This is a genomic window from Bacteroides sp. AF25-38AC (assembly GCF_003602995.1).
GTDB lineage: Bacteria > Bacteroidota > Bacteroidia > Bacteroidales > Bacteroidaceae > Bacteroides > Bacteroides uniformis.
Window position 1 is genome coordinate 125,116 of sequence record NZ_QTMD01000003.1, and the last position, 20,742, is coordinate 145,857.

Consider the following 20,742-nt stretch of genomic DNA (forward strand, 5'->3'; position numbering starts at 1 on the left):
TATAAGCTGATTTATAAGTTAAAAGGTCAAATCCAATCCAAACATTACCGAACGGGTATTGGGATATGCAAAGCTGTCCGTACCACTGTTCCAAACGGAATTCGCACCCTTGAAGTCAGGATCCAAGCCGGAATATCCGGTGATGGTAATCAAATTGCTGCCGGTAGCAAACAGACGGAGCTTCTCGACTCCCAAATTCTTCAACCAATCTTGTCTGAAGTTATATCCAATGGAAATGTTCTTCATACGGAAGTAAGAGCCATTCTCCAGGAAACGGTCGGCATCACGGGAGTTGCGGAAATCACCGTAAATGATACGCGGGGTATTGGAGTTAGGATTTACCTGGTAAGGTTCTTCACCCTTTTTAAAACGGATATAGTTGGAGTTGTCTGCAAACAGACGTCCTTGCCAGCGGGATACGTTGTATATCTTATTGCCGAACTGACCATTCCACATCATACTGAAATCGAAGTTCTTCCATTCTGCATTGAATACCAATGACATTTGCATCTTGGCCCAGGGGCTACCACAATAACCACGGTCGGCATCAGTAATCTCTCCATCATCATTCAAATCGAGATACTTGACATCTCCCAATTGAGGACGCTTTCCCTCAATCATAATGGGGGTACCCGTAGATGTCACATAATTATCAATCTGTTCTTGTGTCTTGAAAATACCGTCTGTCTTTCTCAAATAAAATTCAGCCAAAGATCTGCCCGGTTTGGTTCTTGCCTGACCGGAATCAATATAATCCCTATTAGTACCATCACGGCCCAAGCTCAATACTTCGTTATCCATAGTAGTCACATTCAGCAAAGCGCTATACTTAAAGTCCGAAATCTGGTCTTTCCAACCAAGTGTAAACTCGAAGCCCTTGTTGCGCAAGCTGGCAGCATTTTTCCATGGAGAACCTCCTTGGTTACCGGTAGAAATGGCAATCGGAGTCTCTGCCAATACATCACTGGTCTTTGAGTTGTAATACTCTGCGCTGACAGTCAAGCGCTGGTTAAGGAAGCTGGCATCAAAACCTACATTCACCGTTTCTTTCGTTTCCCAAACAAGACCTGCATTCACAAGTTTCACCTGAGTAGAACCCGGAACAATAGCACCTCCGAATACAGTTACAATACTCTGATTGATAGTTCCAATATAATCCCAATCGCCAATGGAAGAGTTACCAAGACGGCCCCAGTTACCTCTAATCTTCAAATCATTAATCCAAGGCACATCAAAGAATTCCTCTTTTGAAATTCTCCAGGCACCGGAGAATGACGGGAAATTACCCCAACGGTTTTCCTTAGCCAGACGGGAGGTTCCGTCACGACGGAAGGTGGCAGTCAGATAGTATTTATCATCATAAATGTAGTTCGCACGTCCCAAATAAGAAATCATCGCATTCTCACTGATACTGTTTGAATTCTGCTGGTTGCTTTGTCCGGCATTCAATACAGTCAGATAATCACCGTTACCCAACATCGGGAAGTTCAGACGGGAAGCCCACAAGCCTTCCCATTCATGGTGCTGGTAAGTAGTACCGACTACAGCATCCACATGATGCTTGCCAAAATCCTTATTGAAGTTCAACGTGTGCTCAATCAACATGTTGTAGGTATTGTCACGCGCCTTCTGGCTTTCCGGATCACGGTGTTCCTGATTCTGAGTCCAGTTACCTTCTCCACGGAACCATGAATTCTCATAAAAGTAAAGATCAATACCACCATTGAATTTATAGGAAAGGAATTCGAATGGCTTGAATTCCAACCATAAAGAACCATTCAGACGATTCTGGCGGAAATGACGGTATTCCAAATCTTCACGGGCAATCGGGTTTACACCGAACGTATTGTACTTGGCAGCATCACCATAGCCATATCCACCCGGGTTATTCTCATCATAGATAGGAATGGTAGGCATCATACGCAAAAAGTCATTGTAGGTATTGGTCTGGTTCGGGTCTGTGTTTGTGAGTGAATAAGCCAAGTTTTCACCAAAAGAGAACCAGCCCTTTTTACCTTGTGTATTGACACGGAAGCTATAACGGTCGAAAGTATTTCCATAAGAAACGCCGTCATTGTTATAGTAACCGGCTGATACAAAATAACTGCCGGAATCGCCACCACCGGAAAGCGATACGTTGTAGTCCTGCACCAATGCGGTCTTCAACACTTCATCTTGCCAGTTGGTATCATACTGTGAGTGTTTCTGAGTGCTGTTTACAGTGGCAATACCGTCTTTGATGGCTTCATTATAGGCAATATCATTATACTTGATATATTCTGCCGCATTCATCAAATCGAATTTCGGGCTCCATTCCAATGTTTCCTTTACGCTTACATTCACTTTCATGGGACCTTTCGCACCTTTCTTGGTAGTAACGATAATCACACCGTTGGCAGCACGCGAACCGTAGATGGCAGCAGCAGAAGCATCCTTCAGAATCTGGATGGACTCTGCATCCGCAGGATTGAAATCAACACCCGGGTCTGTAATCATACCGTCAATAACCCACAGCGGAGAGTTATTGCTCAAGGAACCGACACCGCGAATTTCAATAGAGGCATCTTCGCCTGCCCTACCGCTACTGCGTACGTTAATACCGGTTGCCAAGCCCTGCATCTGGCTGACCAGTGTTCCTGCAGCGCTTTTCTTCATTTCCTTGGTATCAACCACGGCAACCGCTCCGGTCAAGTCGGACTTCTTCACCGTCTGATAACCGATGACAACCACTTCTTCCAGCGCTTTCGAGTCATCTTTCATCACCACGCGCAAGGCAGTTCCCTTATAGACAACTTCCTGCGTAAGCATACCGATATAAGAGAAAACGAGTGTACTTCCTTTCTTTCCACTCACTGAGAAATTACCGTCAATATCGGTAATGGCACCCGTGGTAGTACCCTTCACCAATACATTCACGCCCACCAAAGGCTCACTATTTGCATCCGTCACCGTTCCCGTTATGGTCACATCTTGTGAATAAGCGGTAGCTGCAAACACAACAAAGAATAAGAATAAGATTTTCTTGATCATTTTTTATAGAATTAGATTTTAAAACTATGCGGAAACTAACGCCCGCTTTTTAAATACACCGCAGAAAGTGATTAGTCACTTCTGCCAATCATAGAACATTGATTAGGATTTGTTACGTCATAGGCATAGGGGTCATAGTATTATAAATTGTTGGCTTTCGGATGCAAATATATCCGCATAAAGCTAAAATTAATGCAAATATCGCTTCAATCTATGCAATTATAAATCCAAAAAATGCCCCTGAGAGACACCTCAGGGGCATTTGATTGGATTGTTATATTTAGCAAGCATTCCATGCTATCATTTCACGAAGTCTTTGGGCAGAATACCAAATTGTTTTTGGAAGCACTTGGTAAAATAGGAAGGAGTATTGAAGCCGGTCATGTAGCAAACCTCATTGATTTTGCACTCTCCTTCCTTTAAAAGCTGCGCCGCTTTCTTCAACCGCTCCAGGCGGATGTAGTCATTCGGGGTCATATCCAATATGCCCTTTATCTTCCGGTTCAGGCTCGAACGGCTCATGTTCAGCAGGCTTGCCATATCATCCAGACAGAAATCCGGATTCTGCATATTGGCAACCACCACTTCCTTCAATGTTTTAAGGAAAGATTCATCTGCCTTTGTCATTGCCATACTGCCCGTCTGCACAAAAGGAGAATTGACAAAAGAAGCCCGTAGCTTCTCACGGTTGTTCAGCAGATTGGCCACACAAACTTTCAGATATTCCACGGAGAAAGGTTTCTCTATATATACGTCAGCCCCCAGCTTCATTCCCTCTATTTTGGCTTGAAGGGTCGTCTTCGCCGTAAGCAGGATAATCGGTATATGGCTATAGTCAAGCTCGGACTTCAGATGCTCGCACAGCTCCAATCCATTCATCTCGGGCATCATAATGTCTGAAATGACAAGATTTACAGTATGTTCCTTCAACACCTTCAAAGCTTCCACCCCATTCACGGCAGTCAGCACACGATATTCCGAAGAGAGCTGTTTCACAACAAATGCCTGCATTTCCAGACTGTCTTCCACCACCAAAAGAGTATACCGGTGCTGTTCCAAGGCAGTACCTGCACCACTTTCCTCAGAGGATTCCCCGCCCGTTACCGGTTCTTTATGCTCCATAGCCACCGTCTGCTCGTGCTTCAGCGGAAGTGACAGCAGGAAACAGTTGTTCTCCATCGAATCTTCCATGCACAACGTACCCTCATGGAGTTCGGCCAATGAACGGGCAAGTGCAAGCCCGATACCGGTGCCGGGTACAGAGCGCAAGGTACCGGTTTTATACTGGATGAACGGCTTGAAAATCTCCTCGCGCATCTCTACCGGAATGACAAGGCCGTCATTGCATACAGAAAGCAGCAGTCTTTCACCTTCCGAATATAGCCTGATGCGTATATAGGTCTCCGAATACTTTATCGCATTGGTCAGCAGATTGCTGATAATCTTGGTAAGCCCTTCCCTATCAACCGAAGCATACAAGCTTTCGGGAGTCTCTATACTCAATGCCAGCCCCCTTTCACGTGCCAAAGGCTTGAAACGCTTATACGTCTTTTGTAAGAGCTCAGACACGTCACATTCCACAAAATTCAATTGGAAGCCTTGCGTCTCCGTCTTCCGGAAGTCCAGCAACTGGTTCACCAAATCAAGCAGCCGGTTGGTGTTCAGTTCCATGGTCTCCAAATCATCCCTGATGTCATCCGAAACAGAACGGGAAGCCAATACATTCTCGAGCGGACTCTTTATCAGTGTAAGCGGTGTACGTATCTCATGCGCCACATTCGTGAAGAAGTCTATCTTCGCAGTATACAACTCCCGTTCCTTTTCCCGTTCAAACTTGTCCATAGCCTGCTGATGCTTCTGCCGGGTCCGTTTTCTGAAATAGATAATTACAGCAGCCAGTGAACATAACGCCAATACCGTATAAACAGCATACGCCCAAGTGGAGAGATAGAAAGGAGGACGGATATGGATGTCGAGCACACGTTCCGTCGCGTTCCACTTGCCATCGCTGTTGGAACCTTTTATACGCAATGTATAGCTTCCATAAGGAAGGTTTGAATAGTTGATGATGGAATTCCGTCCTACCGTATACCAGTCACGGTCAAAGCCTTCCAGCTTACATTCAAGACCATTCATTTCGGGTGCCTGGTAACTCAAGGCTGCAACCTGAAAAGAGAAAGAATTCTGGTCGGCATCCAGCTCTATCTCATCCGCATAGGTGATGCTCTTCTCCAAAGGAGAATCCGGACTATCCACCGAAAGCCGTTTGTTGAACAGATAAAAATCTGTAATCACTACGGGAGGGAGAAAAGTGTTCTCCACAAAAGTTTCCGGGTCAAAGGCTATGAATCCGTTGATACTTCCCAAATAGATGCGTCCCTTCTTGTCAATGTAACCGGACTGGAAATTAAATTGGTTGCTCAGCAGCCCGTTTGCCGTGGTATAGACATGTTTGCTCTCCGTATCGGGATTGAAGCAGACCAGACCATAATTGGAAGTAATCCATAAGTTACCCCGCTTATCCTCGACCATCTTGTAGATGGTATTACTCGGAAATCCTTTCGACATGTCATAACGGGTAAAATTGTCCGTTTCCGGATTGTAGCGGCAAAAGCCCTCACCCAGCGTCATGAACCACAGACGCTTCCTGCTGTCTTCGTAGATACTGATTACCTTATTGTAGGGAAGAGAGGTCGAATCATTCTCATTAGACAGATAATTCCTCCACTGCTGGCTTCTTACATTGTAGCAGAACACTCCATTGGAGAAAGTAGCAAACCACAGATTTCCGTTGAAGTCCTCCAGAATGTTATAAGTAAACATATTCTTCAGCTGAGGAATCCGGGTAAAGTCATCTGTAGAGCGATTGTACTTCAACAGACCGGACGTGGTGCCTATCCACACGTCTCCCGTAGTGGTCCTGCAAATGGTAAAGGCGTCATTGGCGACCATGGAATTCTCACTCTCACCCTTGGCATAATGTTTCACCTGCCTGGTCCGAAGATTCACCCGGTTCAGACCACCGGAGAACGTACCCACCCACAAATCATCCCCGTCCAGGCAAAGGCCGTGGACATTCTGATAAATGGCCGGATGCTCAAAAGGCTCTATCTTTCCGTTTTCCGGATTGTAATTGAACAAGCCTTTGTCTTCGGTACCTATCCACAAGGTGCCATCATTACTTTCACAGATTTCCCGTACACGACGGCCGAAATGCCTGAGATTGTCTCTCGGATAGAACTTCTCGAAGTAAGTCCACTGATAAGGACAATAGTTCACTCCACCGAAATAAGACCCTATCCACATGCCGTTCTCCTTGTCGCAGCAGAGCGAATAAATGGCATTGTCCGACAATGCATACGAATCATCCTGGTCGGGAACGGTCAAATGGGTAATCTTGTCATTCGTCAGATTGTAAATATACAAGCCGGACTCTGCGCCCACCCACAGCTCGTTGTCAGATTTGAACTGCAAAGCCCTCACATAGGTGTTCAGCAGCTTCCGCGTCTTGCCGGTAGTCTGGTTTATCTCTGTCAACCCGTTCAGCGAAGCGATATACACACAATTATGGGGTCCGCTGACCTGCCAGTTGATAATATCATTCTTGAAAATCTCATTTCCTTCCGCGTCCTTGAAAGGCTGCAGAGGAGTTTCAAAGTCAGCTTTCGTATAGTAAAGATTATCCGCATACAAGGCCAGCCAACACGTATTCCCATTCAGCCAAAAGCGGGTTACATTGGGCAGTCCCGAATCGTGCAGATGGTTCAGCAGCCTCCCTTCATCCGGTTTATAGCAGAACAACCCCTGGTTTTCTACCGATATCCAGATATTATCGTCCTCGTCACTTCCAATCATGGTGACGAAATCCCTGATGATACTGCCGTTATCACTGGCCTCATCGAAAGCGGTAAAGGAATCCAGTACCGGGTCGTAAATAAAGACTCCCCCATCGGTACCAATCCAGATATTTCCCCGGCGGTCCTCGTAGAGCGCAGTTATGAAGTTCTTTCCTAAACCGGAGTTCTCTTTCTTGTAAATACGGAAAGACAATCCGTCATAACGGTTCAGACCGTCCTTGGTTCCGAACCACATAAAGCCTTTCCTATCCTGCAAAATCTGATACACGGTGTTCTGCGAAAGACCGTTCCGGATATCCATCGTTCTGAAATAGTAATGAACAGCATCCTGCGCACAGACCGGCAATACCGCCCATAGGCACAGACTAAGGAAAAGCTTTATAATCAATCGTTTCATAACAACATTTTTAATGTACAATTTACCATTTACAAAGTACAATTTAACTATGCAGATGACAGCGCAGCCAAATTGTACTTTGTAAATGGTAAATTGTAAATGCCCCTATTTCTTAAGTGAATTGCAGATACGTGTATTTATCTCTTTCACGCGTTTCTCATCCAGCTTTATCACCTTGCGGTCGTAAGTCATCAGACCGTTCACTTCCACCTCCACATCCGTGGTCTGTGTATAGACGGCTGCCGAGAAACCTCTTTTTATCATCTGATACAGCATATCGGCATATTTCACGTACTCATCAGTCACTTCTTTGGAAGAGTTGAACTGAACATATCCCCAGTTGCGGTTCGGTTCCCAGATATGGTCTTTCAAGACAAGGCCGATGCCGCCATACTCACCCAAAACCGTGGCACGCTGTGCATCATACAGATACATCTCCGGTTGGGGATAGTTGTGGAGGTCGAGCATGTCACCGCAAGTATAATGGTTACCGCCACTTGCCGGATTCACCAGACGGGTCGGGTCATACTGTTTCGTCCATTCGGCTATCTCTACCGTCTTGAACTGCCCCCAGGCTTCGTTGAACGGTACCCATGTACCGATACACGGATAAGAGTAGAGACAATCCATTATTTCCTTCCATTCCTTGTGATAATAGGCTTCGGATTCGGCGGAGCGTTTCAGTTCTGTTCCGTCGAAATAGCGGCGGTTCTGCCATTCCGGATTACGGTCACCGCTCGGCATATCCTGCCATACGATGATACCCAAACGGTCACAATGTGTGTACCAACGTGCCGGTTCCACCTTGATATGCTTGCGAATCATATTGAAACCGAAATCTTTCGTCTTCTGTACATCATACAGCAAAGCCTCGTCTGTGGGAGCTGTATACAGTCCGTCGGGCCACCAACCCTGGTCCAGCGGTCCAAACTGGAACAAAGCCTCGTTATTTAGTTCCAGGCGTACGATGCCATCCGCGTCACGACGGGTGGAGTACTTACGCATGGCAGCATAGCTGTCCACCTTATCCACTACCTTGCCTCCGCTTTTCAGAGTCACTTTCAGCGTATAGAGGAAGGGGGAATCCGGACTCCACAACTTGGCATTCCGGGGCATGGACACCTCCACCGGCTCTGCATTGATACTTTTGCCGGTGGCTACCAGTTGATTGCCGTCATACACATTCACTTCCACAAAGTCGGAAGGACATGCACTATTCAATTCAGCCTTCACTGTCAACAGATTACGGTCAATATCGGGAGTGATACGGAGGTTCTTGATATGTTTTCCGGCAACCGGCTCCATCCATACCGTCTGCCAGATACCGCTTACGGGAGTGTACCAGATACCTTCCGGATTGCTGACCTGCTTTCCACGGGGTTGAGGTCCTTTATCCGTTGGGTCCCAAACTTTTACGACCAACTGATTATTGCCTTTGCCAGAAAGGGCGGCAGTAATATCGAAAGAGAACGGAGTAAATCCCCCCGTATGGCTGCCTACTTTCACATCATTCACCCATACATCCGTTTTCCAGTCGACAGCGCCAAAGTGCAACAGCACTTGTTTTCCCTTCCAGGCAGAAGGAATTTCAAAACTGCGCTGGTAGACCAGTTCCTGGTTTTCATTGATTCTTTTTCCAACTCCGGACAAGGAGGATTCGATGGCAAAAGGAACAAGTATCTGCCCTTCGAACTCTGCCGGAAGATGCTCACCTTTATTTATAACGGCATAATTCCACAGTCCGTTCAAGTTCTTCCAGTCACTCCGTTCCATGATGGGACGAGGATATTCGGGCAACACATTCGCGGGATTGATCTGGGATGCCCAGTCCGTTTTGATTTTATCACCTGCCGGCTTCCATTGCGCCGAGCTTCCGATTGCAAACAACGTCAAGAATGACGATATGAGGAAAAATCTTCTCATAGTATTATAACTTTTTATTGGTTTCTACGAAAGCAAAGATAAGCCGATTCAGAAAAAAAGAATAGAAATTTCGAACCAATAAATAGTATTTTTGTGGAATATCAAGGTATTACCATCTCATTTTATCAAAGAAATTCATCAAAGGCACCTTTTTCCGCTTTTCTTGCCACGCCTATGACAAGGTTTTGCCTTCCCATTGGCAAGACTTTGCCACCGCGTTGGCAAAACTTTGCCATAGGCGTGGCAAAAGTTTGCCAAGGCAGTGACAACTTGTTGGCAAAATACCTCCCTGATATACAAGGAGTAGCAAACAATAGACAGCAGGGAATGACTAATATCCCGGATTCTGCTGGTTCTCCAATGCCGGATTGGCATTTATCTCATCCTGCGAAATAGGAAGCACAATCTTCTCGAAAGTACGGTCGATTGTTTTTCCACGGTGACTCACCGGAATATCTTGAAAATCGTCGTTGAATTCGATGGTTCTGCCCATACGCATCATGTCGAAGAAGCGTTGTCCTTCACCAAAAAGCTCCTTGCTGCGCTCGTCCAGAATCATATCATCGGTAATGGTAGCGGCAGTGGCCGGTGCCAGTCCGGGAGAACGCCTGCGGATTTCATTCAGGTAACCGGCGGCGGCATCTGCGCCTGCTTCCTGCTTCGTGGAGTGCAAGGCTGCTTCGGCGGCAATCAGATATATCTCGGAAAGACGGATTATCTTGATATTGACGGCTGTATTGGTTGCCTTGCCGTCACCTGCCAGAGTGGTACTGCCCATATACTTGTAGCAGGCTCCCTTGCGTTCAATCTCATTGTCCACCCAGTATTCATCGTTGTCCATGATTCCCCAACGCACATCCGTCTCGTCTTCACCCAGACGGTTCAAGAAATAATCGCTGGCAAGATACCAGCCCATGGCATTCTTCAACTGTCCGTAGCGCATCAGGTAAAAGCCCAAAGAAGAAGTTCCCAGGTCTGATTCCTCAGTGGTGATGCCCAGCTCAAAGATGGACTCGGAACCAAACTGCTTGCTCCAGGAAGCCGTCCAATCGGCAGGCTCATACAGTTTGTACACACCGCTTTCTATAATCTCCCGGGCAGCGTTCAAAGCACCGTCATAATCTTCCATATAGAGTTTCACACGCGCTTGCAGGGCTATGTTGGTGTAATAGTCCGCATATCCGCTCTGCTTTGTCTTCTTCTTGGCAAGCAGGGCCGCCCCGTCCGACAAGTCCTGCAGAATCTGGCGATAGTTCTCCTCCACAGTAGCACGGGTGGGCTGGGCGTTCACCGTAAGCGGCTCGGTTACATTGGGAACTCCATAAGAGGTCTTGTTGTAATTGTAAGGAAGCCCGTAGAGACGGACCAAATCGAAATAGAACAGCGCCCTCAGAGTCAACGCCTGCCCTTTGGCTTCGGAAAAGTCTTCCATACTGCCCGATTCTTCCAGCTTCTCAATGTTGCTCAACAAGGTGTTGACCTGCAGAATGCAGTAATATCCACGGCTCCAGAAACCGGAATAAGTATTGCTGTTGGAAGTGTGGTTGAACGTATAGAATGCATCCAGTCCGCGTCCGGCAGCAAAAATCGTGAGGTCACCGCCCTTGGCATCACCGTACATAAAAAGGTTTCTGCCGTAATAGGACGATGAGGTCATCGCACTCATCACACCGTTGATAACCACCTGCGCATCGGCTACCGTACCGACAGCACCTTCTGCATTTCCGGAGTTGGTGGGCTGCATATCCAGAAAATCGTCACACGAAGTGAATGTAAAGGCACCAAGTATCACAAGTGCCAATAAATGATATATCTTTTTCATTGTTAGTTCCTCCAGTTCATTAAAATTTCAATTCAACGCCAACGACAAACGTTTTTCCGATAGGGGTTTCCCAACCACGTGTGCCGTATTCGCTCACTTCGGGGTCTGCCTCCTTGTATTTGGCTATTGTCCAAAGGTTGCTGGCAGTGAAGAAAAGGCGGGCATTCTCGATGAAAGCCTTGCGGGTCATGGCTTTGGGTAGCGTATAGGCCAATGAGAGATTCTTCAAGCGCAGATAACTGGCATTGAACAAGTGGCGGCTGCTGTATTGTTGCGGGTCATCGAGGTCTACACCTTCGATACGGGGCTCTGTACCGTTCGTATGGTCTGGCGTCCAAAGGTTGTTGTAGTAGCTTTTAGCACGGATACGCTCCCAATAATAACCGTCGTCGGCCACATCCATGTAGGCTCCATCGTACAAGTCTCCTCCTATCTTATAGGTAAAGCCCAACGAAAGGGCTATGCCTTTGTAGGAGACCGAGGTATTGATGCCCCCATACACTTTGGGAACGGCATTGCCGATGATGGTGTAGTTGGCATTGTTATAGTCATAAGTAGCTCCGCGTCCGTTATACTCAAAATCTCCGGCCTTGCCATTCTTGGGGTCATTTACATAGTAGACGTTCTTGCCGTTGGTCTTGTCCACACCTGCCCATTCGTATCCATAGAAAGCCAACGTGGACTGACCTTCCCGGTATACATATTGCGCACGGCTGTCGCTACTGGTGGGGTCGTACCAGATAATGTCCGCACCGCCATACAACTCTTTCACCTCAGAACGGAGGAAGGTTGCGTTGACACCGGCACTCCATAACCATCCTTTACTATCAATGATGTCACCACTCAACTCCACCTCTACCCCATGGTTGTTGATGCATCCTACGTTCCGCAACGTAGAGGAAAATCCCGTAACCATCGAAATGGGAACATCCTGGAGCAGGTTCTTCGAATCACGGTTGAAGTATTCTACCGTACCGCGCAGACGCTGACCGAAGAAGCCGAAGTCGATACCCACATTCGTGTTGTAGCTCGTCTCCCAAGACAGCTTGTCATTGGTGACGGTAGTGATTGTACCGCCCGGGTTACCCATGTACTTACTGGTATAGCTCATCAAGCTCATATAGCCGTAATTGTCCGAAGGCAGCGTACCGTTAATACCATAAGAGGCACGTACACGCAGGTTGCTCAGGAAAGAATATTTGCTCATAAAACCCTCGCGCATGATGTTCCACGCTCCTGCCACTGACCAGAAGTTTCCCCAACGTTCCTGCTTGCTGAGCCGGGAAGAACCGTCGCGGCGGTAAGAACCGGAAATGAAGTAGCGTTCATCGTAATTATAATCCAACTTGGAGAGCACGGACACCATCGAGTTTCCCCAGGAATATCCGGCAGAAGTCTGCGTTCCGGCAGTAGAAACTGTATGAATGGTGCTGACCGCAAGATTGCTTCCTGTGGCACGCACATAGTCTGTCTTGTTCTTCTCCGCTTCGAAACCCACCATGGTGCCAACTGTGTGTTTGTCGAAGGTGCCGGTATAATTGGCGGTAGTGGAGGTAACCATCTTCTCGTATGTAGTACGGTATTCGTTGACATTCCCATTGTCTGCCGAGCCTTTATAGTGATTGGCACTGTAATAGATATAGTCTTTTACAGTAGTATTGTCGTAAGAGTAGATAGAACGAAGGTCCAGGCCCGGCATCAGATGCAGGGTGAGCGTCTCCGCAGCTATGATTTTGGTACTGGTAGAACCGTTCTCCCACTCTTTGTCATAATAAAGCCCATTGTAGGCGTAGCTACCGTAACGTTCGGTCCAGAGCTCGCCGGTCTTGTAATCAGTGGGCCAGTAGAGTCCCCACAGCAAGTTACGGGTCTGCATGAAGTAATTACTGCCCGTGTTGCGTGTATCATTATAACCGCTTTTCTTGGTACGCGCCAGGCTGGCATTGGTGGTCAGTTCAAGGAATTTCCCCACCTTCTGGGTGAGGTTCAGGCGACCGGAAACACGGTCGAAGCTGTTCATCTTCAAACGTCCTTCGTCCTGGGTATAGGAAAGGGAAGTGTAATAGTTGGTATTCTGCGTAGCACCGCTGACGGACATATCGTAGGTCTGGTAAATGGCGGTACGGAAATATGCCTTGTCCCAATCGTAGTATTTGCCTCCACGCCCGGAGTTGTCGTACTCAAGGATATTGACGTTCTCGTAAGCTCCCGTACCATTTGTGGTAAATTGGTAGCCATGTTTGTTGAAACGGCTGTTCAACTGGCCTATGGCATAGGCTGCCGCCTTTTCGTCCGTTTCGCCCTTACCACTTGTACGGGCATCGTGAAATACGGTGTAGAGCATATTCACATTCTCCTGTACGCTGGCCGTTTCATAGTTGTCCGTTGCCCAGCAGGGCGTGAAGCCCACTTCGGCTTTCAGCGTCACCACCGGCTTGCCAATCTGTCCTTTTTTGGTAGTAATCAGAATGACGCCGTTTGCCGCACGCGACCCATAAAGCGAGCTGGCCGCCGCATCTTTCAATACAGAAATAGATTCGATGTCTTCCGGGTTCAACGTATTCATGATGTTGTTGGTAGAATAGAGCTCACCGCTCATCTGCCCCGTATTGCCCGAAGAGACCGGAACACCGTCCACTACATACAACGGTTCATTCCCGGCATTCATAGAACCTATGCCACGGATGCGGATGGCCGGTGCGGAACCCGCCTGGCCGGAATTATTCGTCAGTTGCAAGCCCGCCACTTTACCGTTCAACGCGTTTTCAAAGCTGGTCGTCGGAATGTCTTTCAGCGCATCCGCTTTCACTAAAGAAGCCGAACCTGCATAGCTGCTCTTTTTGGCCGTGCCGTAAGCCACCACCATCACTTCATCCAGCAGTTCCGAATCCGATTTCAGCACCACCTTCATAGCAGGCTTTATGGCAGCTTCTACTTTCTGCATACCTACAAAAGAGACAATCACTGTCTTTGCCGTGCCCGGCACATTCAAGATTGTAAATTTACCTTCGATATCGGTCACGGCCCCCAGCGTTGTACCCTTCACCAATACCGATGCCCCAATAATCGGCTCATTGTTGTCCTCGGCAAATACTGTTCCCGAGACCGTAGACGTCTGAGCCATCACTCCCGCCCCCATAACCAGGCAGACAATGATTAACAAGAAGAATTTCTTTCTCATGCTTCTCTTCCTTAAAATTAGTCAATCAAAACACTTTTTAATATCCAAACGTTGCAAAGGTATGTATCTTTTTCAAAAAGAAAAGCAATAGTATTCAAAAAGCTTCATTTTGATTGTATTTTAAGCTAAACACAAGCAATATGTCTATAGCCTAAGCATTCCAAGCAATAAGTATGATGCTGGATACGGAAATATAAGCAATGCCAAAGAAGATATATCCGGATTTTAAGATATGACACGTCCCGGCATACAACTTTTTTCGTAACTTTGCACAGTTTTAAAATACACTGAACGAATGGAGTTTAAGTATGACGTTATTGTAATCGGCGCCGGACACGCAGGATGCGAAGCCGCTGCCGCTGCTGCAAACCTGGGTTCGAAGACTTGTCTTATCACAATGGATATGAACAAAATCGGACAGATGAGTTGTAACCCGGCAGTGGGAGGCATCGCCAAAGGACAGATAGTACGCGAAATAGACGCCTTGGGAGGATATATGGGATTGGTGACAGACCAGACAGCCATACAGTTCCGTATACTGAACCGTTCCAAAGGTCCCGCTATGTGGAGTCCGCGCGCGCAGTGCGACCGCAACAAATTCATCTGGGCATGGAGAGAGATACTGGAAAATATCCCCAACCTGCATATCTGGCAGGATACCGTGCAGGAAATCCTCGTTGAAAACGGTGAGATTACGGGAGTAGTCACATTATGGGGAGTAACGTTCCATGCCAAATGTGTAGTACTCACCGCAGGAACTTTCCTCAATGGACTGATGCACGTGGGACGTACCATGCTTCCAGGCGGACGTATGGCAGAACCTGCATCCTACCAATTAACCGAATCCATCGCAAAGCATGGCATCACCTTTGGACGCATGAAGACGGGAACCCCCGTACGCATAGATGGACGCAGCGTGCATTATGAGGATATGGAAATCCAAGACGGAGAATGTGACTTCCACAAGTTCTCGTTCATGGACACTCATGTACGCCATTTGAAACAGCTCCCTTGCTGGACCTGCTTCACCAACGAAGAAGCACACCGCATCCTGCAGGAAGGTCTGCCGGATTCTCCCCTTTTCAACGGACAAATCCAAAGTATCGGCCCACGTTATTGCCCCAGTATAGAAACCAAGATTGTGACTTTCCCCGACAAACCGCAGCACCAGCTTTTCCTGGAGCCCGAAGGGGAAACAACCCAAGAGCTCTACTTGAATGGATTCTCTTCTTCATTGCCCATGGACATCCAGATTGCAGCATTGAAAAAGATACCGGCATTCAGAGATTTGGTCATCTACCGCCCGGGCTATGCCATCGAATACGACTTCTTTGACCCCACCCAACTGAAACATACGCTGGAAACGAAGAATATAAAGAATCTGTTCTTTGCCGGACAAGTAAACGGAACAACCGGTTACGAGGAAGCTGCCGGACAAGGAATCATGGCTGGCATCAACGCCCACATCAATTGCCACGGCGGAGAGCCGTTCACCCTTGCAAGGGATGAAGCATATATCGGCGTTTTAATCGACGATTTGGTAACAAAAGGCGTGGACGAGCCTTACCGTATGTTTACTTCCCGTGCCGAATATCGCATCCTGCTCCGTATGGATGATGCGGACATGCGACTCACGGAAAAAGCCTGGAAGCTGGGACTCGTCAAGGAAGAGCGGTACAAGCTGCTGACAGAAAAACGTGAAGCCGTGAACTGGATTATAGACTTCGCGCGGAATTACTCGATGAAACCGGCATTAATCAATCCGGTATTGGAGCAGCTCGGCACTACTCCACTGCGCCAGGGATGCAAATTGATAGATTTGATAAACCGTCCGCAGATAACGATTGAGAACATTGCCGAACACGTCAGTGCCTTTAAACGAGAACTGGATAAAATATCCGATAGAAAGGAAGAAATTGTAGAAGCTGCAGAAATACTCATCAAGTACGAGGGATACATCGGGCGCGAACGGATTATTGCGGATAAGTTGGCAAGATTGGAAAGCATCAAGATAAAAGGTAAGTTTGACTATAATTCCATTCAATCCCTTTCCACCGAAGCCAGACAGAAGCTGATGAAGATAGATCCGGAAACAATAGCCCAAGCGAGTCGGATTCCGGGAGTATCTCCGAGCGACATCAACGTGCTACTGGTACTTTGCGGACGATAGAACGCAAAGTTCCACGTGAAACAAAGAATTCAATAAACCTATTAAATAACTGATTATGAGCAAAGAAACGCTTGCCAAAAGCATCCGGGAAATACCCGACTTCCCCATTCCGGGAATTCTATTCTACGATGTAACTACCTTGTTCAAGGAACCTGCTGCCCTGCAGGAGCTCTCGGACACACTGTACGAGATGTATAAGGACAAAGGAATAACCAAAGTAGTGGGTATAGAATCAAGAGGTTTCATTATGGGCCCCATTCTCGCCACCAGACTGGGAGCAGGCTTCGTTCCTATCCGCAAGCCGGGAAAACTTCCTGCAGAAACCATCGAAGAGAGCTATGAGAAAGAATATGGCAAAGACACCGTGCAGATGCACAAGGATGCCATCAATGAAGACGATGTAGTATTGCTACACGACGACTTGCTGGCAACCGGTGGAACAATGGAAGCCGCCTGCAAACTGGTGAAACAGATGAACCCCAAGAAAGTGTATGTAAACTTCATCATCGAGCTGAAAGAGCTTCATGGCAAGGATGTGTTTGGAGATGATGTGGAAGTGGAGGCTGTGCTGTCGCTTTAGCCATTTCATATTTCACCACAGATTACACAGATTAACACAGATTATTTATCCACCACAAAACACAGTTTTATCGAAGAGAAATCTGCGCTAATCTGTGTAATCTGTGGTGAAACGTCGGTATTATGGAAGAACTCAGAACTAACGACTACCTCAAAGGGATTGTATCCAACCTTCCCGAAAGTCCCGGTATTTACCAATATCTGAATACCGAAGGGACTATTATATATGTAGGAAAGGCAAAGAATCTGAAGCGAAGAGTGTCTTCCTACTTCAACCGGGAGCACGAACCGGGAAAGACGAGGGTGCTGGTCAGCAAGATTGCAGATATCCGATATATCGTGGTGAATACGGAAGAAGACGCGCTATTGCTGGAAAACAATCTTATCAAGAAATACAAGCCTCGCTACAACGTACTGTTGAAAGACGACAAGACGTATCCCAGCATCTGCGTGCAGAACGAATACTTTCCACGTGTATTCAGAACCCGGAAGATAATCCGTAACGGTTCCTCCTATTATGGCCCTTACAGCCATATACCTTCCATGTACGCATTACTCGACCTCATCAAGCATCTGTACCCTTTGCGTACATGCCACCTGAACCTCTCTCCGGAAAACATACGTGCCGGAAAGTTCAATGTTTGCCTGGAATACCACATCAAGAACTGTGCAGGACCTTGCATCGGGAAGCAAAGCCAGGAAGAGTATCTGAAAAACATCGCTGAAATCAAGGAAATACTCAAAGGGAATACCCAGGAGATAGAACGGATGCTTTTCCAGCAAATGCAGGAACTGGCAGCCGAAATGAAGTTTGAAGAAGCACAGAAGATAAAGAAGAAATACCTGCTGCTGGAAAACTACCGGGCGAAATCGGAAGTGGTAAGCAACGTGCTGCACAATATCGACGTGTTCTCCATCGAGGAAGACAGCGATGAAAAGTCCGCTTTTGTCAACTACCTGCACATTACGAACGGTGCCATCAACCAGGCTTTCACCTTTGAATACAAGAAACGATTGAATGAGAGCAAAGAAGAACTGCTCTCTCTCGGCATCATCGAAATGCGGGAAAGATACAAGAGCCTTTCTCGTGAAATCATCGTGCCTTTTGAGCTGGATATGGAGCTGAAAGATGTCGTCTTTACCATTCCGCAACGGGGAGACAAAAAGAAACTGCTGGAACTCTCCATCCTCAATGTGAAGCAGTACAAAGCCGACCGCCTGAAGCAAGCCGAAAAGCTGAATCCGGAGCAACGGACCGTGCGCCTGCTGAAAGAGATACAGCAAGAGCTGCACCTGGACCGCCTGCCCATGCAGATAGAATGTTTCGACAACTCCAACATCCAGGGTTCCGACCCCGTGGCCGGGTGCGTGGTCTTCGTCAAGGGGAAACCTTCCAAGAAGGATTACCGCAAGTACAATATCAAGACCGTAGAGGGACCGGATGACTATGCCTCCATGAAAGAGGTCGTAAAACGGCGCTATCAGCGCGCTATAGAAGAGAAAGCACCCCTGCCCGACCTTCTTATCACCGACGGCGGAAAAGGGCAAATGAGCGCCGTAAAAGAGGCGATAGACGAGCTTGGCCTGAACATCCCCATCGCCGGACTTGCCAAAGATGGCAAACACCGCACTTCCGAGCTATTGTATGGCTACCCTCCCCAGACCATCGGATTGAAACAGAACACCCCCCTCTTCCGACTGCTGACGCAGATTCAAGATGAAGTGCACCGCTTCGCCATTACCTTCCACCGCGACAAGCGCAGCAAACGGCAGATTGCCTCCGCACTGGACGAGATAAAAGGTATCGGTGAAAAGACAAAAAGCACGTTGCTCAAGGAGTTCAAAAGCGTGAAGCGTATCCGCGAAGCATCTGCCGAGGAGCTTGCCGCCGTGGTGGGAGAAGCGAAAGCCAAAATCATCCAGACCTATTTCTCAGAGAAATAATGACTGATAAATCAGCCTGCAGAGCCATGCACACAACGAATTAATTCGTAACTTTGTCCCCTCAAAAAGACAAGAACAACATGAGAGTAGTGATACAACGTGCCGGACACGCTTCCGTCACCATCAACGGAACCTGCAAAGCCTCCATTGGAAAGGGCCTCATGATACTCGTAGGCATCGAAGAATCCGATGGAAAAGAAGATATCGACTGGCTTTGCAAGAAGATAGTCAACCTGCGCATTTTCGATGACGAAAACGGCGTAATGAACAAATCCATTCTTGAAGCAGACGGCGAGATACTGGTTATCAGCCAGTTCACCCTCCACGCCTCCACCAAGAAAGGCAACCGTCCCTCCTACATACGGGCAGCACGGCCGGAAATATCCGTCCCACTGTACGAACAATTCTGCCGGGAACTGAGTTTAGCATTAGGTAAAGAAATAGGTACCGGCGAATTTGGTGCCGATATGAAAGTAGAACTGATGAACGATGGTCCCGTGACCATCTGTATAGATACAAAAAACAAGGAATAATGACGTTAGAAGAAGCACAGAAACAAGTGGATTCCTGGATAAAGGAATACGGAGTGCGCTATTTCAGCGAACTCACCAATATGGCGATACTGACCGAAGAAGTGGGCGAACTCGCCCGCGTCATGGCACGCAAGTATGGCGACCAATCCTTCAAGAAAGGAGAAAAAGACAATCTCGACGATGAGATGGCAGATGTTCTTTGGGTACTTCTCTGCCTTGCGAACCAGACCGGAGTGAACCTGACAGACGCCTTCTGCCGCAACTTCGAGAAGAAAACCAGACGTGACCAGACAAGACATATCAATAACCCTAAATTGAAAGACCATGGAGAAGAATGAGCCTACCCAGAGTAAGTATGACGCCGCCCTGGCAAAGTACAACACCCAACTGGATGATGCGGAAATAGCTGCACAAGCTGCCAGAATCATTGCAGAGAAAGTGCCGGCAAACAACACGCCGGAGGTAAAGAAATTCCTTTTCAACTGCATTGACCTCACCACACTGAACAGTACGGACAGCGACGAAAGCGTCATGAAATTCACCCAGAAAGTGAATAAATTCGACGAAGAGTTCCCCGACCTGAAGAATGTGGCAGCCATCTGTGTATACCCCAATTTTGCAGAAGTCGTAAAAGACACGCTGGAAGTGGAAGATGTAAAAATAGCTTGTGTATCAGCAGGTTTCCCCTCCTCCCAGACTTTCATTGAAGTGAAAGTGGCAGAAACTGCCATGGCACTGATGGAAGGCGCCGATGAAATAGACATCGTTATTTCGGTGGGCAAGTTCCTGGCGGGAGACTATGAAGGCATGTGCGAGGAGATACAAGAACTCAAAGCAACCTGCAAAGAGCACCACATGAAGGTAATCCTCGAAACCGGAGCTTTGAAGACGGCTTCGAACATCAAAAAAGCATCCATCCTTTCCATGTATTCGGGTGCCGATTTCATCAAGACTTCCACCGGCAAGCAGCAGCCTGCCGCCACGCCGGAGGCCGCCCTGGTTATGTGCCAGACCATCAAGGAATATCACGAGCTGACGGGTATCAAGGTAGGCTTTAAGCCCGCAGGAGGAATCAACTGCGTGAACGATGCACTGATTTATTACACCATCGTCAAGGAAGTGCTCGGCGAAGAATGGCTGAACAACGAGCTGTTCCGTCTGGGAACCAGTCGTCTTGCCAACCTGCTGCTTTCGGAAATCAAGGGTGAAGAGATGAAATTCTTCTAAGAGAAAGCTGTATTTACCTATAAATAAAGCCTGATGGAGTGGGTTCCATCAGGCTTTCTCATATTATCAACCGGAAACA

General features: G+C 47.5%; 11 protein-coding genes. 6 read left to right on the top strand and 5 right to left on the bottom strand.

What is annotated here, in order from left to right; genetic code table 11:
• Window positions 1-18 precede the first annotated feature (18 nt).
• The 5 genes from DWY55_RS03345 to DWY55_RS03365 form a co-directional block, all read right to left on the bottom strand.
• Window positions 19-3,030, bottom strand: coding sequence for a SusC/RagA family TonB-linked outer membrane protein (locus tag DWY55_RS03345; RefSeq protein WP_008662162.1), 3,012 nt, complete (start codon window positions 3,028-3,030; stop codon window positions 19-21).
• 300 nt (window positions 3,031-3,330) lie between these two features.
• Window positions 3,331-7,284 carry a hybrid sensor histidine kinase/response regulator transcription factor gene (locus DWY55_RS03350; protein WP_117878338.1) on the bottom strand — a complete coding sequence of 1,318 codons (3,954 nt, stop codon included), beginning with the start codon at window positions 7,282-7,284 and terminating at the stop codon, window positions 3,331-3,333.
• 105 nt (window positions 7,285-7,389) lie between these two features.
• Window positions 7,390-9,207, bottom strand: coding sequence for a glycoside hydrolase family 2 protein (locus DWY55_RS03355; RefSeq protein ID WP_005826156.1), 1,818 nt, complete (start codon window positions 9,205-9,207; stop codon window positions 7,390-7,392).
• A 331-nt stretch (window positions 9,208-9,538) separates the two neighbouring features.
• On the bottom strand, window positions 9,539-11,029 hold the full coding sequence (locus DWY55_RS03360) for a RagB/SusD family nutrient uptake outer membrane protein (RefSeq protein ID WP_005833916.1): 1,491 nt from the start codon (window positions 11,027-11,029) through the stop codon (window positions 9,539-9,541).
• Between the two features lie 19 nt (window positions 11,030-11,048).
• A complete protein-coding gene (locus DWY55_RS03365) occupies window positions 11,049-14,210 on the bottom strand; it encodes a SusC/RagA family TonB-linked outer membrane protein (protein ID WP_117878340.1) in 3,162 nt (1,053 codons plus the stop codon).
• Window positions 14,211-14,505: 295 nt separating this feature from the next.
• Between DWY55_RS03365 and mnmG the strand changes: the two genes are divergently transcribed.
• The 6 genes from mnmG (at window position 14,506) to deoC (ending at window position 20,663) form a co-directional block, all read left to right on the top strand.
• Window positions 14,506-16,380 carry a tRNA uridine-5-carboxymethylaminomethyl(34) synthesis enzyme MnmG gene (gene mnmG / locus DWY55_RS03370; RefSeq protein ID WP_005833918.1) on the top strand — a complete coding sequence of 625 codons (1,875 nt, stop codon included), beginning with the start codon at window positions 14,506-14,508 and terminating at the stop codon, window positions 16,378-16,380.
• A gap of 55 nt (window positions 16,381-16,435) precedes the next feature.
• A complete protein-coding gene (locus DWY55_RS03375; protein ID WP_005833919.1) occupies window positions 16,436-16,960 on the top strand; it encodes an adenine phosphoribosyltransferase in 525 nt (174 codons plus the stop codon).
• 122 nt (window positions 16,961-17,082) lie between these two features.
• Window positions 17,083-18,903 carry an excinuclease ABC subunit UvrC gene (gene uvrC / locus DWY55_RS03380; protein WP_022401911.1) on the top strand — a complete coding sequence of 607 codons (1,821 nt, stop codon included), beginning with the start codon at window positions 17,083-17,085 and terminating at the stop codon, window positions 18,901-18,903.
• An 80-nt stretch (window positions 18,904-18,983) separates the two neighbouring features.
• Window positions 18,984-19,436, top strand: a complete 453-nt coding sequence (dtd, locus tag DWY55_RS03385; protein WP_005826171.1) for a D-aminoacyl-tRNA deacylase — start codon at window positions 18,984-18,986, stop codon at window positions 19,434-19,436.
• Window positions 19,436-19,774 carry a nucleotide pyrophosphohydrolase gene (locus DWY55_RS03390; protein WP_005826173.1) on the top strand — a complete coding sequence of 113 codons (339 nt, stop codon included), beginning with the start codon at window positions 19,436-19,438 and terminating at the stop codon, window positions 19,772-19,774. The genes dtd and DWY55_RS03390 overlap by 1 nt, the downstream gene beginning before the upstream one ends.
• Complete coding sequence (deoC, locus tag DWY55_RS03395) at window positions 19,761-20,663, top strand: deoxyribose-phosphate aldolase (RefSeq protein ID WP_117878342.1); 903 nt, start codon at window positions 19,761-19,763, stop codon at window positions 20,661-20,663. Before DWY55_RS03390 ends, deoC begins: the two co-directional genes overlap by 14 nt.
• Window positions 20,664-20,742 lie beyond the last annotated feature (79 nt).

Bases quoted from the DNA above. Each gene is read 5' to 3' on its own strand.
- DWY55_RS03345 (WP_008662162.1), bottom strand. From the start codon at position 3,030: ATGATCAAGAAAATCTTATTCTTATTCTTTGTTGTGTTTGCAGCTACC.
- DWY55_RS03350 (WP_117878338.1), bottom strand. From the start codon at position 7,284: ATGAAACGATTGATTATAAAGCTTTTCCTTAGTCTGTGCCTATGGGCG.
- DWY55_RS03355 (WP_005826156.1), bottom strand. From the start codon at position 9,207: ATGAGAAGATTTTTCCTCATATCGTCATTCTTGACGTTGTTTGCAATC.
- DWY55_RS03360 (WP_005833916.1), bottom strand. From the start codon at position 11,029: ATGAAAAAGATATATCATTTATTGGCACTTGTGATACTTGGTGCCTTT.
- DWY55_RS03365 (WP_117878340.1), bottom strand. From the start codon at position 14,210: ATGAGAAAGAAATTCTTCTTGTTAATCATTGTCTGCCTGGTTATGGGG.
- mnmG (WP_005833918.1), top strand. From the start codon at position 14,506: ATGGAGTTTAAGTATGACGTTATTGTAATCGGCGCCGGACACGCAGGA.
- DWY55_RS03375 (WP_005833919.1), top strand. From the start codon at position 16,436: ATGAGCAAAGAAACGCTTGCCAAAAGCATCCGGGAAATACCCGACTTC.
- uvrC (WP_022401911.1), top strand. From the start codon at position 17,083: ATGGAAGAACTCAGAACTAACGACTACCTCAAAGGGATTGTATCCAAC.
- dtd (WP_005826171.1), top strand. From the start codon at position 18,984: ATGAGAGTAGTGATACAACGTGCCGGACACGCTTCCGTCACCATCAAC.
- DWY55_RS03390 (WP_005826173.1), top strand. From the start codon at position 19,436: ATGACGTTAGAAGAAGCACAGAAACAAGTGGATTCCTGGATAAAGGAA.
- deoC (WP_117878342.1), top strand. From the start codon at position 19,761: ATGGAGAAGAATGAGCCTACCCAGAGTAAGTATGACGCCGCCCTGGCA.